Raw genomic sequence first — 15,148 nt, 5'->3', positions numbered from 1 at the left:
AAAACACAAAATTTTCAAGTGTTAAATTTATAAAAAATATAGTCATTCTATAAGATATTATGGTATATTTGAAAATATGAATGAAAGTATGAGTGTAAAATTGGCTTGTGGTAATAAAACTCAAGTAAGTTATGTAAATGATTTGAATGAACTATCTACAATGTTAAGTAGTTTTGGCAAACGTGCTCTATGGGTAGCTGACTCAAATACAGCTAATTTATTTAAAAGACTCCCTGAAACTAATATAATTATTAGTGCTGGTGAAAAATCAAAAAACTTAGCAACAATTGAAAAAATTCTTAGAGTTTGCGTCGAAGAAGGTTTATCTAGAGACGATTATATAATAGGTTTCGGTGGCGGAGTAGTTTGTGATTTAGCAGCCTTTGCTGCTTCTATTTATATGCGAGGTTGCCAAGTAATTTTAGTACCAACTTCACTCCTTTGTATGGTAGATGCTACTTTAGGCGGAAAAACGGGATGTGATTTTTTAGGTTCAAAAAATTTAATTGGTTCTTTTTACCCCGCTAATCAAGTTTTGATTTGCCCATTACTTTTAAAAAGTTTAAGTGAAAGAGAATATTTAAATGGTTTAGCTGAAGTGTTAAAACATGCTTTACTTTCAAAAGATGAAAGTCTACATAAATTCTTGATTTCAAGAAAAAGCCAAATACTTCTAAGAGAAGAAAATACTTTACTACAACTATTACAAATGAGTCTTGATGTAAAAAAATATTATGTTGAAAGAGATCCTGAAGAAAAACTTGGTATTAGACAAGCTTTAAATTTAGGACATACATTTGGACATGCTCTAGAGTCTAGTGGAAGATTTTCTAAATTTTCTCATGGTGAAGCGGTTGCTTGGGGCTGTGTTAGAGCTTTAGAAGCAAGTTTAAAACTAAAAATCGTTAATGAAACTTTTGCCCATCAAGCAATTAAACTATTTCGATTCTATAATTATGATATTGATTATAAAATTGGAAGAGGGGATTGGTTAGATTTTTACAATCACATAAAAAAAGATAAGAAAAAACGCGATGGAGAAGTAAAATTTGTATTAATGAATGATCAAGGTAAATATGAACTAAGAGGAATTAGTAAAGAATTACTTATGAATTTAGTAATTAGTAACCCAACAGGATATAATGCATGATTAAAGTAATGTTCATTTGTCATGGTAATATTTGTAGAAGTCCTATGGCTCAAAGTATTTTTTCATATTATGTTAGACAAAATAAAAAAGAAGAACACTTTTTAATAGATTCAAGTGCCACTAGCCGAGAAGAAATTTCAAATCCTCCTCATAGTGGTACTAAAAGAATACTTTCTAAAAATAATATCCCTCTAATAGATCATAGAGCAAAACAAATTACTAATGAAGATGCCAAAAATTTTGATTATTTGATTTGTATGGATAATCACAATGTATATAATCTTAAAAAACTAATTCATAAAGACTATCATTCTAAAATCTCTTTACTGCTAGATTATGCTAATATTCATAGAGATATAAGAGATCCATGGTACACAGGAAATTTCTTCGAAACATTTGAAGATATAAATATCGGTTGTAAAGCTTTATTTAAAACTTTATGCCAAAATCTTAATTAAAAGAATTTCAATAAATTAAAATTAAAAAAAATTAATTCCCTTATTTTAGGGAATTTTTTAAATATTTCAGTATTTTTCCTTTGAAATAATTGAAAATTTATTAAAATTTTATGAAACATTTCAATAAATATTTAAATATCAAATGAAATAATAAAATTATAAAAATTGAAAAATTTAATTTATTTACTTATATTATAAATAAATAGAGAAAACTTGTTGTTATATCACTGAAACATTTCATAATAATTTTATGAAACAAGCAGAAAAAAATTTGACATATCAAACAAATCCTTGCAAAATACAACTATGGCAAAGAAAATGACAGTTAGAAATTTATCAAAACAAATTGGAGTAAGTCCAAGCACACTTTCTAGAGTTATTAATCACCCTGAACTTGTTAATGTTAAGACAAGGGAGAGAGTATTGTCGAAACTTGAAGAAGTTGGTTTTTCTATAACTGAAAATAGACGTAAAAAGGCAAACATGATAATTGGTTTGACAATTTCAAACCCAAGATCAGTTTTTGCCTCAACCCTTATAGGATGTATCAGTGATCTTTTATCAGATACTAATTACCAATTGTTGGTATTTGATATAAAAAAGAGACAATATATCCAAAGTTATTTTGCCAAACATCCTGAATATTTGATGAAAATAGATGGACTTATTATTAGCACAGCCTTAGTTGATGAAAAAGCAAAAGAGTTTTTTGAAATGAATCAAATCCCTTTAGTTTTATTACAAACAAGATGTGAAGGTGAATTTAGTATTCACAATAATAATTTTTTAGGATGCAATGATGCTGCATTATATATGTTATCAAGAGGTTATAAAAAAATAGCTTTCGTAAGTTGGCTACCGTTTGATGAACATATTAGAGATAGATATATGGGCTTTAAAACAGCCCTTGAAAGAAAAGGCTATTCATTACCTGATCAATATCATAAATCAGTAGAACTTTCATCAGATGGAGGGTATAAGGCGACTCAAGAATTAATGAGTTTAGACAATCCTCCTGAAGCTATATTTTTTGGTTGTGATGATATGGCTGCTGGTGGTTATCGATATTTGATGGAAAATAATTATTCTATTCCTAATGATATTGGAATAATGGGCTTCGATAATATGCCAATAGCTACCTTATTAGCTTTGACAACATTAGACCAATCAATAGAACTTAAGTGTCAAATTGCGGTTAACAATCTTTTAAATAGACTAAACCCATCTAAACACGAGTTCATGTTTGATATGAAAGACGAAGTTAGTATAACGCCTAAAATAATTGTTCGGAAAACTTTGAAATAAATTTAACTTTGTTAGATTTTTAAAATTAATTGTACTTATATATTTTTGTTTAACTTTAATTACTTTTTGAAGTAGTTAAGCTATATATGTTTTTTTATAAAAATTAGGAGGAATTTTATGAAATTAGTAAAATTTGGAATTTGTTCTGCTCTATTGCTATTAAGTAGCACTTTTATTTTTGCAAGCGGATCAAAAGAATCTGTTCAGGTTGAAGAACCTGTAGAGAGTATGGAACCTGTAACCATAGAATATTGGACATCCCAAACACAAACTGATAGACAATCAACTATTCAGTTATTAATCGACACATTTGAAGTTATGAACCCAGATATTAAAGTTAAATTGATTGCAGTAGATGAAAATGATGTTACATCTCAAATGGCAACAGCTGCAAATTCAAATACTTTACCAACTTTAGTAGAAGGGGCAGCAACTACTATGGTTTCATTTGGGGCCGATGGATTAATCGATGTAGAAGCTAATGAAGATGTTATTAATTCAATTGGTAGAGACAAATTCTTCGAAGGTGCTCTAAAGATGAATGAATCTGAATCTGGCATGGCTTATGGAATTCCTTTCCATGGTTGGTTGCAAGGTTTATGGTATAGAACTGACTGGTTTGAAGAAGCTGGATTAGAACCACCAACAACTTGGGAAAACATTGAAAAGGCTGCTAAATACTTTAATGATCCTAGTAAAAATACTTATGGAATTTTAGTTGGAACTAAAGCCGAAAACTTCACTGAACAATGTTTCACACCAATTGCTCAGTCTAATGGTGCTTCTTTATTTGACAAAAATGGTAATTTAACCTTTAACACTCCTGAAATGAAAGAAGCAATCGAATTTTATGGCCGCTTAGCACAATACAATCCACCAGGACCACAAACTTGGAGAGCTAGAGACTATTACTTACAAGGCAAAATGGCTATGTTCTTCTATTCAACTTATATCATGGACGATTTAGCAATACAAGAAGCTGCTGCTTCATCACTAACTAGTGAAAACTTCAGTGATTTAGCTGGCTCTCAATTTGACCCAGAATTAGCTAGCCACACTGGTATGGTTCCAACTATAACAAACACTGATTCTGCTTCATATGGAACTATCGTTTCACTAAGTATTGTTGACCAAGGTGATGCTAAAAAAACAGAAGCTGCTAAAAAGTTCATTGAATACTTATATCAACCTAACTCATACGTTACATTCTTACACATGGCTCCAGGCGGTATGAATCCTGTAATCAAAGGCATCGCTGAAACTGATGAATTCTTAGATAATTCAGTTCTTTCAAGATATGGTAAAGAATCAATTTCTGAAATTGTTGAAGGTATGCAAGACATTAAGACATTCGGTATTGTTGATGGAGTAAAGATTGAAAAAGCTGACCAAGTAACAGCTCAACAAATTATTCCACAAATGATTTACAAATATACTCAAGAAGGTCTTGATATTGATAGTGCAATGGAATGGGCAACAAAAGAAATTAATAAATTAAATTAATAATTTTATTATTCAGGAGAAGGTTTTCTTCTCCTGAAATTTAATAGGGGAGAAACTCATGTCGGTAAGGAAACTTACACTTGAACAAAAAGATGCTAGATTAGGTATTAAATTAGTATTACCTTCAGTATTAATCATCGGATTATTAATTATTTATCCTATATTTTACAATGTTTTTCTAAGCTTCTTTGACGTAAAGATGAATGGTGATGCTTTTTTTATAGGATTAAGTAATTACGCTAACGTTCTAACTGATTCAACATTTTGGGCATCTGTAGGTATCACATTCTTTTTTGTAATAGCAACTACAGTATTAACTACAGTAATGGGCTTAATTGTTGCTCTTGTAATGAATAAAAATTTCCCACTCAGGGGCTTAGTAAGATCATTAGTTCTTTTACCATATGTAGCTCCAGTAATTTCAACCGTTTATTCATGGCAATTTTTCTTTGATCCAGTAAATGGTATTTTCATGCATGTATTAGTTGATGTACTACATTTATCTAGCAGTAGATTTAATTTGATAGCAGATCCTAAATATGCACTTTGGGTTGCAGTTGTTTTTAGTATGTGGAAAGCATTTCCTTTTACTTACTTAATGATTCTTTCAAGACTTCAAACAATTGATACTACACTATATGAAGCTGCTGAAATAGATGGGGCAGGAGCAATTAGAAAATTCATTTCAATTACATTACCTGAATTATTCTTTGTTTTAGGCTCTATTGTTTTATTAAGGTTTATATGGAACTTTAATAAATTCGAAGAAGTTTATTTGTTAACTGATAATGTCAAAGTCTTAAGCGTTTATACTTATTTTAAAGCGTTTACAGGAAGTATGGATTTAGGTCAAGGTTCAGCCTTAGTTGTAATACAATTTTCCTTGTTGGTTGGGTTAATATTAATTTATGTAAAGAAGGTATTAAAATGGTAAATAATAATCATAAAGTTATAAAAAGAATTGGGTTTACAATTTTAGTTTTATTAATAGTATTATTTAGTATATTCCCATTTATACAAATGTTATCAACATCTTTAAAATTCTCATGGGACTGGGGAAATCCTTCTTTAATTCCAACTGAAATAAACACTACAGCTTATTCTGAAATTTTAGGAATAGGGGAACAAGTTGAAGTTGAAATTCCAGCATCAGTTGCTAAACTTTTAGATGAAACTCCAAATTTAACTGATGAGCAACGAAATGCAATCTTAGCAAAATATACTGACACATCCGATGTTTTCCCATTTTTTGAATATTTTGCAAATTCTCTAAAGTTTTCATTAACGGCTTCCCTTCTATCATTAATAATAGCTATTTTTGGGGCTTACTCAATAGCTAGAATGAAATATAGAGGTCAAAAGCTAATCCAAAGAGGTGTATTATTTGTTTATATGGTTGGTGGTATTTTACTATTGATTCCATTATTTAAAATATCTACAACTTTAGGATTAACAGCTTCAGAAGGAGGAACAACACTTTCATTAGTAATAATTTATATAGTTCAAACTTTACCTGTTTGTTTGTATATGTTAGGAAATTCTTTCAGATCAATTCCTTTCTCAATTGAAGAAGCTGCATTCATTGAAGGTTATTCAAGATTCCAAACAATTGTTAGAATTATAATACCATTAAGTTTCAGCGCTATCGCAACTGTTTGGGTATACTCTTTTATGATTGCTTGGAATGAATATCTATTTGCTTCTGTTTTCTTAAAATCTTATACAGATATGTATACATTACCAATAGCACTTAAAGCTTTATTTGTTTCTAAAAATGCTATTTGGGATAGAGTTAGTGCTGCCTCATTATTAACAGCTGTTCCAGTTGTAATATTGTTCATGCTCATACAAAATTTCTTATCAGGAAATAAAACTGCTGGTGGAGTAAAAGAATAAAATGACACTCAATAATAATACTAAAAAAATCTTCGATATATTAAAATCTCTTTATGGAAAAGATGCCGCTAAATCATATAGTTTAAAAATAAATGATATAATAAAAGAGCTTAGCCAATATGGTTGTAGTGAAGAGGAGAAAACTTTATCCCAAAACGACTCTATAATCATAACTTATGGCGATAGTATATATGATGCTAAAAAAGATGAAAAAACTCTTGTTACTTTACATAAGTTTTTAACTAAATATCTCTCCTCTCATATCAACACTGTACATATTTTACCATTCTTCCCTTATTCTTCAGATGATGGTTTTTCTATAATTGATTATAAAAAAGTTAATGATAAATTAGGATCTTGGGATGATATTACTTCTTTAAAAAAAGATTTTAAATTAATGTTTGACCTAGTTGCAAATCATGTTTCTAGAAGTAGTAAATGGTTTAAAGAATTTATTGAAGGACATAGCCCATATACTGATTATTTTATTACTTGTGATGAAAATAAAGACTATTCTAAAGTATTTAGACCTAGAGCCTTACCGTTATTAACAAAAGTTGAGACAAAAGATGGGCCTAAAAGCGTTTGGACAACTTTTTCAAGTGATCAAATAGATTTAAATTATCATAATCCTGAGTTATTATTACAAATTCTGGATGTCTTTAAATTTTATGTAGAACAGGGAGCTTCATACATTAGACTTGATGCAATCGCCTTTATCTGGAAAGAATTAGGTACATCTTGCATACATAACATCCAAACACACAAAATTATTCAGCTTTTTAAACTTATTATTGAAAGTGCGAATTTAAATGTTAAATTGATAACAGAAACAAATGTTCCACATAAAGAAAATATTTCCTATTTTGGTAACGGATATAATGAAGCTTCAATGGTATACAACTTTCCTTTACCACCATTAACTCTTTATACCTTTTTAAAGAAAGATGCTTCTATAATTCGAAAATGGGTTTCTTCCTTAGAACTTCCATCTGATAAAGTAAATTTCTTTAATTTTTTAGCTAGTCATGATGGAATTGGACTCTTACCAGCTAAAGGCTTAGTTAGTGATGAAGAAGTTAAAATGATGGCTAATAAAGTCAAAGATTTAGGAGGTTTTGTATCCTACAAAACCGATAGCGATGGCAAGGAAAGCCCATATGAAATGAATGTTAACTTCTTTGATGCTCTTAAAATTAGCGGAAATGTTGAGAAAGATATAGAAATTAAGAGATTTTTAGCAAGTCAATCTATATTACTTTGCTTAAAAGGCGTTCCTGGAATATATATTCACAGTTTAATTGGTTCAAGAAATTGGGTTGAAGGAGTTAAATTAACTAAATCTAATAGGGCAATTAATAGAGAAAAAATTGAGTATAATGAGCTTGTTAGAAAAATAGAAGATACATCCTCATCTAGATCAAAAATATTAAATGGTTATAAAAAGTTACTAGCTGTTAGAAAAAGCAATAAATGTTTTTCCCCTAATGCTTCTCAAACTGTTTTAGATGATGTTGATAGTAGAGTTTTTGCTCTCAAGAGAGAAATAGATGGGAATTCTATTATTTGTTTAACAAATGTAAGTGATAGTTATGTAAAAACTAATTTTACTTCATATAAACAATTAGATGGTTCTATCTTTGATGGAACTCTCACTCCTTACCAAGTTGCTTGGTTATATAATTAGAGGCAAATAATGAATATTTTAATGATCCATTATAAAGTTGGAGGAACTGATGGGGTTTCTCTCGAAATGGATAAATGGAAAGTTGCCCTAGAGAAAATGGGGCACTCTGTTTTTTATTTAGGTGGGGAAATAAACGGAAAGTTGGTTCACCCCTCTTTATACCATATTTCCCAAGTAGCTATAGATCTATATGCTTATTCTTTCGAAGGTGAAAAAACTTTTTCTAATGAAGAAGAATACAAAAAAACAATAAATAATGAAGTAAGTAAAATTAAACCAATAATCAAATCTTTTATATTAGACAATAAAATTGATTTAGTAATAGTCCAAAACATTTGGTCTGTAGCAATGAATATAGCTGTTGCTATAGCTTTAGAAGAAGTTATAGAAGAAACACAGGTAAAAGTCATAGCCCAGCATCATGATTTTTTTTGGGAAAGAAAAAAAGGTGTACATTATGGTTGTCCCCTAGCTAAAGAAATTGCTGATAAATACCTTCCTCCAACTAATCCAAGATATAAACATGTAGTTATAAATCAACAAGGCCATGATACTTTACTAAAGAGAAAAAATATCGAAAGCACTATCGTTCCTAATGTTTTTGATTTCATTGCACCTTCATGGGAAAAAGATTCTTATAATGTAAATTTTAAAAAGAATCTTGGCTTTAATGATAATGATATTTTAATCTTACAAGCCACTAGAATTGTGGATAGAAAGGCAATTGAATTAGCAATTGATTTAGTGTGCAAATTAAATGAGACTAAACCAAAATTAATTGGAAAAACGCTTTATGATGGTAGAATTTTTACCTCTAATTCTAATTTTGTACTTGTTTTAGCAGGTTATGATAATGATGATGGAACAAAAACATATCTTAAACGTTTAAAAAATCACGCTAAAGAATTAAATGTAGATTTAAGATGTATTAGTAATAGAGTTGCTCATAGTAGAAAAACCTCAGACAATATAAAGTATTATAGTTTATGGGATACTTATGTTTTTGCTGATTTGATTACTTACCCATCATACTGGGAAGGTTGGGGAAATCAATTTTTAGAAGGCTTATTTGCAAAAATTCCTATGGTAGTTTTTGAATATCCTGTCTTTATCACAGATATAAAAAATAAAGATTTTGATTACGTCAGCCTTGGCTCAAAATATTCTATCAATAAAAAAGATAATTTAGTCTTAATTGATGATAATTTATTAGAAAAAGCTAAAGACCAATCAATTGAATTTCTGTTTGACAAAGAAAAAAGAGAAAAAAGCGTCTTAAAAAACTTTGAAATAGGGAAGAAATACTTTTCAATAGAAAGTTTATCTATAAAATTAAAAAAAATATTAAAAGATCTTTAAATATTAATAGGGGGAATAAATTCCCCCCTGATTGTATTTGATAGTATCTAATTCTTTTATATTTAAATTACAAAAAACTAAATTTATCTGTTTTACTCATCCAATAATTTAAGCATTTTATAATAATACCGTTGGACTGTTGCAAAAGATTCTCTTTCATTTAAATGCTTTAAATCTTCCATCAACTCAAGCAAAGCAAATAATGAATCATTTAAAGCTTTACTGTAATCTTTACATGGTTCAAAGAAATATACATTATTCTTTGCTGCATGTAATTTTATAAAATAATATTGGTTTTTACCTTGAGGTGTTAACTTCAACAATTTATTAAAGTTTGCTATTAATTCTCTAGCATCTTCTGCAGTATAATTAGCTCTTGGAGTAAAAGTAATAGCGGTTTTTGGGTTATCAAATTTGTTCTCAAGTGCTAATAGAGAATAAAACGAACCATTTTTTTGAATTATGCGGCCTTCATAAATTACTTCAGCTTTTATATTTTGGATAGGTTTTTTACTGCTAAAATGTTTTCTAACAAGATATGAAATATCTTCATATGGAATTCTTGCAACTCGCATTTGACGCTTACCACTATTTACAGTATATAATTTATAGTTTTTAGAATAAATGGTAACAGAACCACCTTTAGCTATATTTTCAACACCAATTTCTCTACCACGTTTGTTTCTTCTATTTCGCTTATTATTTTTTCCTGAATCAGAATTTTGTAATTTTTCATCAAGCTCATATTTCAAACCTTTTTGTATATCATCAAGCCAATCTTCTAAAATAGGAGAGACACTTCTTGCAAAAAGTCTTGAAGTTTGAACTAATTCACCTGCGACAATATATTTAGGTAAGTTTCTAAAATCTGCAGAACCTGGATGGATAAATATTTGATTTGCAAATAAAGTATTATACATATAGCCGTATTCTTTAACGCAAATGAATTGCTTTAATCCACTAGCAATACAACAAATATAATCATGCATAGATCCATTACCAGTTAATGGAATTCCATTTTCACTTATTATCTCACCTAGCTGTTCAACTATATGTACAATCTCTTGCATAGATTGATAATCCAAATAATTATTCTTACAAAATTCCATTTTATCAGTTTTAGACTCAATAGATTCATAAGTTTTATATAAGGTTAAATAACTTGCAAAATCCCCATATCTATCATTATTAAAAGCCTTATGTGCAGCTCTTGCTTCTTCAATCTTGTCAGGAGGAAGAATAAAAGGTGTTTTAGACGATAAAAAAGCTATAGCAATTAATACTTCATTTATTACAGAAGGATAATTATAAATTGCTTCTACAACAACTCTAGCATGACGAGGGAGTAATGGAAATTTTACCATAAACTCACCAATTTCAGTTAAATGTCTATCATCATCAATTGCATCGATGATTTTAAGTGTATTTTCTGCACTTTTTATAGCTTCTTTATTAGGTCTAGTAATAAAAGGGAAATGTTCATAATCATATAAACCTAAATCACTCATCCTAAGAACAACTTCACTTAAATCAGTTCTTAATATCTCTTCTAGAGTGTACATGTCTCTAGATTCATATGATTTTTTAGAATATAAACGGTAACACTTACCATTTTGAGTTCTTCCTGATCTTCCTCGTCTTTGCATAGCACTTGATTTGGAAATAGGAAGAGTAACAAGAGAACTTGTAAAGTTTTTTTGATTATAGAAATTTATTTTAGCCAAGCCAGAATCAATGACAATTGCAATATTATCTATAGTAATAGAAGTTTCTGCAATATTTGTTGATACAACAACTTTAGTTTTATTCTCTGGAGTTTTTGTAAATACAGCTTCCTGTTCTTCCTTACTAAGTCTACCATAAAGAGGATATATTATAAGATTTTCTTCCGGATCACTCTTAATTAAGGCTTTAATACAGTTCTTTATATCAAATTCACCAGGTAGGAATATTAAAATATCTCCATTTTTCTTTTTTGCATTCTCTTTAACAATGCTAACTATCCTATTGTTTAAAACATCTTCATTACTAAAATTATCATTAATATAAATTTCTTCAATTGGAAATAACTTTGATTTGATTGAAACAATAGGGCAGTTATCAAAAAAATGTGAGAATTTTTTAGTATTAATTGTAGCTGAAGAGATTATAACTTTAAAGTCAGGTCTTTGCTTCATTACCTGCTTTAACATTCCTAAAATAAAATCAATATTTAATGATCTCTCATGAGCTTCATCAACTAAGATTACTGAATAGTTTTTTAATAATGGATCTGTTTTTAATTCCATCAATAAGATCCCATCAGTCATAATCTTAATTTTTGTTGAAGTTGTAGTTGTATCACTAAATCTCATTTTATATGCTACAAAACTCTCAGTATCTTCAACTTGTTTTTTAATAAAATCACAAACTGATAAAGTTGCAATTCTCCTAGGTTGTGTAATTCCTACACATAAATTGTTGTCAAATCCTGCTTCATGAAGAATTATTGGTAGTTGAGTAGTCTTTCCAGAACCGGTTGGACTCTCAACTACAATTACTTGATTTGTATTTAAACAATCTATTATTTCTTGCCTGTGTTGATAAACAGGCAAATGACTCATGTCTTTCATTAATTTCCTTTTATTATTTCTATTGCTTTTTCAATATTAATATGATCAAATGTTTCTCTAGTTTCTAAATTCTTCAAAGTAAAAGTATTATTAGAAATTGTTTCATCATTTAACATTATACCATATGGAATAGAATTTTTCTCTGCATATTTGAATTGTTGTGGTAATTTTTTACTTTGAAGGTATGTATCTACTCTTAAATTAGCTTCACGAAGTTTAGAGCTAATCATAGTTCCAATTGGATACATATCTTTTCCTTTATTAAAAATAATTACATCACTAGAGCTAGATTGTTTTAATAGGGGACTATCTAACTCAACTAGAGCACTTAATAATCTATCTAGTCCAATAGAAGATCCAACGCCTGGTAGCTCATTCTTAGTATAAAGAGAAGCTAAATTATTATATCTTCCTCCACTACAAACTGAACCAAAATTAGGTAAGTCTTCTAAGAAAGTTTCATAAACAATTCCAGTGTAATAATCTAATCCTCTAGTAATTGATGGATCTAAAATAAAGTGTTCACTAATTCCAGCTTTTTCTAAGTAATTATAGATTTCAGTCATTCTTGTTGTATGCTCAACTTCACAACCACTTAAAGCAGAAAGGCGAGATAAAGTTTGCAAGAAAGTTTCATTTTCATCATATCTAATATATTCAAGAATTAACTCAGCTTTCTCTTTATCTTCACAAATATCTACTAAGATATCTTTTACATTATCTTCACCGATTTTTCTAAGCTTATCGACACTTCTTAAAATTTCAACACTTCTATCCAAAAGATTTAAATGTTGTAAAAATGCATTAAATAAACCACGATGAGCTACATGAAATTTAAAATTACTTATTCCAAGTTTACTAAAAGAATGATTCATCATTGATAAAATTTCAAAATCAGCTTCACTTGAATCTATACCCACAATATCAAAATCACATTGGTAGAATTCTCTAAATCTTCCTTTTTGAGGTTTTTCGCCTCTCCAAACCTTATTAATATGATATCTTTTAAAAGGGAAAGCTAATTCATTATAATTTGCTGCTAAAAATCTCGCAAAAGGAACAGTTAAATCAAAACGAAGGGCGACTTCTCTACCACCATTATCTTGGAAGTGGAAAATTTGTTTATCTGTCTCTCCTCCACCTTTTCCAAGTAATACTTGTGTATATTCTAGTGCTGGAGTATCTATAGGAACAAAACCATAAGATGAAAATAGTTGTTCAAGCTTGTTAATAATTCTTCTTTTTTGTATTTCAATTTTAGGTAAAGAATCTGAAAAACCTTTTAATACTTTTGGCTCAATAATCTTGTTTTTATGTGACATATATACTCCATGGAATTATTATTTAATAAAGAATACTTAATATCTAAGTTATAAGTCATTTATACTCGAATATTTTGATTTTATCAATGCGATTTGACAAGAGTATTTTTGATATAATCAATAAAAGTCATTATTTTTTTACTTTTTCAACTATAACATACTATTTTATTATTACCTAAATCCGTATAAATCTTAATAATTGATAATTATAGCTAATTTTTGGCTATTTTATAATTGAATTATTTTGTTGTACGGATTTTATCTTGTCTATTTGTTTTAGCAATTTCTATTTTTACATTTTATTCCATTATTTTGATAGAAGAAAGAATAATATTTTTAATTTTTTCCAAATACAACTTTTTTCAGTCATACTAAACTCTTCTAATTGATATTAGAAGTATTATTTCTGTTGTTTTGTATTTATATTATTTGAGTGTTAAACAGAAAGCGGAAAATATATGTTAATAAATTTATCAATTCTTAATAACAACCCTGTCCAAGGATTATTCTTATAGAGTCGAAGCACTTTATTTCTTCCTTTTCTCATATATCTGGCACTAGTATAAATAATATCTCTTAATATTGTCTTCATTCTAATTCTATCTTTATTACCCTTAGTTCCTTCAGGTAAATAGAATTGATTTAATAATGTAATATCTCCAATTATTCTCAAAATGTTATAAGCATTAGTAATAGCTGCTAATAACATTTCATTTACTCTATATTTACCAGATGCTAATCTTTCAAAGTTTAAATCAGTTTTTATTTCACTATGATATTGTTCACTTGTTGCATGATCATGATATAGATTAACTACTGTTATTGCATCTTCAATAAGGTTAGTCCAATAAAGCTCTACTTCTATTTCTGGAAATAATAATATATTACCTTTTTTATCTTCATAAATCTCTTTTATCTTAAATGCTATTTGAGCCTTATTTGTAACATTTTCTTTTCCTACTGGATACATTTGGGTAAAATAACCATAGTATACAGTTGTTTGTCTATAATCATATGATATCTTTTTATCATATAATGATTTAGCTCTTTCTAATAAATCTTGTGAATAGTCGTTTCTTCTACATTTTTTCTTGATAATAAAGTTAACATTATTTTTATCAAGTACATTAATAGTTTCTACACTATCATGACCACTATCAAATCTACACAACACTTTACTATAATCTTCTAAAGTAAGTATCTCTTTAGCATTATCCAATACCTTTTGAACAAACGGTATTGAATCTTTTTGAGAATGTTGTTTTCCAGGTCTAAGTTCAGCTCCAATACAATAAGAGCCTAAGTAACTCATAAGTGGTGCAAACCCATCTTCCCCTTTATATGTTCTAGAACATTCTTCTTTATTGCATTTAGGATTAATCATAGGTGTTACATCAAAATCTAATGGAATATATTTTTCACTTATCTTTTCACATGGGAAAGAAACTTTCTTTAGTAATTCAATATTAACTAAATTACAATGTTCAATAAAATTTGCACTACGTTCTTTCTCTAAATACAATCTTAGTGTTTCTTGAGCAGGAGTGAATTTAAGATTTAAACATTCTTTAAATACTTCATTATTTCTAAATTGCTCTACATCAGAAAAATTAGTAAATCCCATAGAGTTTAAACCAACTAAGGTTTTATATATAGTTTCATTTTCTAAAAGACTTTTAGATTTAAGGGTATCCAAATCATATTCAGCATTATCATTAACTTTCATCATTGCAAATGTTAAAATTTTAGAAATTAAGTTTAAACCTGCTTTACTCTCTAGTGTAATTGTTGTAGAATCAAAATCAATCATTTGGCCTCTCCTGTTACGTTTTTTGTGATAATTTAATTGTAACATA

Annotated in this window: 11 protein-coding genes; 8 read left to right on the top strand and 3 right to left on the bottom strand. The window is 28.6% G+C overall.

The window, feature by feature from the left end:
* Positions 1 to 76: 76 nt before the first annotated feature.
* The 8 genes from ACZ5SO_RS04380 to ACZ5SO_RS04345 all read left to right on the top strand — a co-directional run bounded on the left by ACZ5SO_RS04380 (position 77) and on the right by ACZ5SO_RS04345 (position 9,358).
* Positions 77 to 1,150, top strand: coding sequence for a 3-dehydroquinate synthase (locus ACZ5SO_RS04380; RefSeq protein ID WP_464627066.1), 1,074 nt, complete (start codon positions 77 to 79; stop codon positions 1,148 to 1,150).
* Positions 1,147 to 1,608 carry a low molecular weight protein-tyrosine-phosphatase gene (locus ACZ5SO_RS04375; RefSeq protein ID WP_464627064.1) on the top strand — a complete coding sequence of 154 codons (462 nt, stop codon included), beginning with the start codon at positions 1,147 to 1,149 and terminating at the stop codon, positions 1,606 to 1,608. The genes ACZ5SO_RS04380 and ACZ5SO_RS04375 overlap by 4 nt, the downstream gene beginning before the upstream one ends.
* 306 nt (positions 1,609 to 1,914) lie before the next feature.
* Positions 1,915 to 2,913 carry a LacI family DNA-binding transcriptional regulator gene (locus tag ACZ5SO_RS04370; RefSeq protein WP_464627062.1) on the top strand — a complete coding sequence of 333 codons (999 nt, stop codon included), beginning with the start codon at positions 1,915 to 1,917 and terminating at the stop codon, positions 2,911 to 2,913.
* Positions 2,914 to 3,030: 117 nt separating this feature from the next.
* The gene (locus tag ACZ5SO_RS04365) at positions 3,031 to 4,416 is read left to right on the top strand and encodes an ABC transporter substrate-binding protein (protein ID WP_464627061.1); all 1,386 of its coding nucleotides are present in this window, start codon (positions 3,031 to 3,033) and stop codon (positions 4,414 to 4,416) included.
* A gap of 58 nt (positions 4,417 to 4,474) precedes the next feature.
* Positions 4,475 to 5,350: a carbohydrate ABC transporter permease gene (locus tag ACZ5SO_RS04360; RefSeq protein ID WP_464627059.1), complete on the top strand. Its 876-nt coding sequence runs from the start codon at positions 4,475 to 4,477 to the stop codon at positions 5,348 to 5,350.
* Positions 5,344 to 6,312, top strand: coding sequence for a carbohydrate ABC transporter permease (locus tag ACZ5SO_RS04355; RefSeq protein WP_464627057.1), 969 nt, complete (start codon positions 5,344 to 5,346; stop codon positions 6,310 to 6,312). Before ACZ5SO_RS04360 ends, ACZ5SO_RS04355 begins: the two co-directional genes overlap by 7 nt.
* A 1-nt stretch (position 6,313) precedes the next feature.
* Positions 6,314 to 7,999 (top strand): sugar phosphorylase, encoded by a 1,686-nt coding sequence (locus tag ACZ5SO_RS04350; protein ID WP_464627056.1) that lies wholly within the window; start codon positions 6,314 to 6,316, stop codon positions 7,997 to 7,999.
* Between the two features lie 9 nt (positions 8,000 to 8,008).
* Complete coding sequence (locus tag ACZ5SO_RS04345) at positions 8,009 to 9,358, top strand: glycosyltransferase (RefSeq protein ID WP_464627055.1); 1,350 nt, start codon at positions 8,009 to 8,011, stop codon at positions 9,356 to 9,358.
* Positions 9,359 to 9,450: 92 nt separating this feature from the next.
* Here ACZ5SO_RS04345 and ACZ5SO_RS04340 read toward each other — a convergent pair whose 3' ends face one another.
* The 3 genes from ACZ5SO_RS04340 to ACZ5SO_RS04330 form a co-directional block, all read right to left on the bottom strand.
* A complete protein-coding gene (locus tag ACZ5SO_RS04340) occupies positions 9,451 to 11,970 on the bottom strand; it encodes a helicase-related protein (RefSeq protein ID WP_464627054.1) in 2,520 nt (839 codons plus the stop codon).
* The gene (gene hisS / locus ACZ5SO_RS04335; RefSeq protein ID WP_464627053.1) at positions 11,970 to 13,292 is read right to left on the bottom strand and encodes a histidine--tRNA ligase; all 1,323 of its coding nucleotides are present in this window, start codon (positions 13,290 to 13,292) and stop codon (positions 11,970 to 11,972) included. Before hisS ends, ACZ5SO_RS04340 begins: the two co-directional genes overlap by 1 nt.
* 436 nt (positions 13,293 to 13,728) lie before the next feature.
* Entirely contained in the window at positions 13,729 to 15,102 is a 1,374-nt protein-coding gene (locus ACZ5SO_RS04330; RefSeq protein ID WP_464623994.1) for an IS1380 family transposase, read from the bottom strand.
* Positions 15,103 to 15,148 lie beyond the last annotated feature (46 nt).

It is taken from the genome of Pleomorphochaeta naphthae (assembly GCF_055396005.1).
The sequence above is the reverse complement of the archived record's forward strand: the minus strand, read 5'-3'. Positions and strand labels throughout refer to the sequence as shown.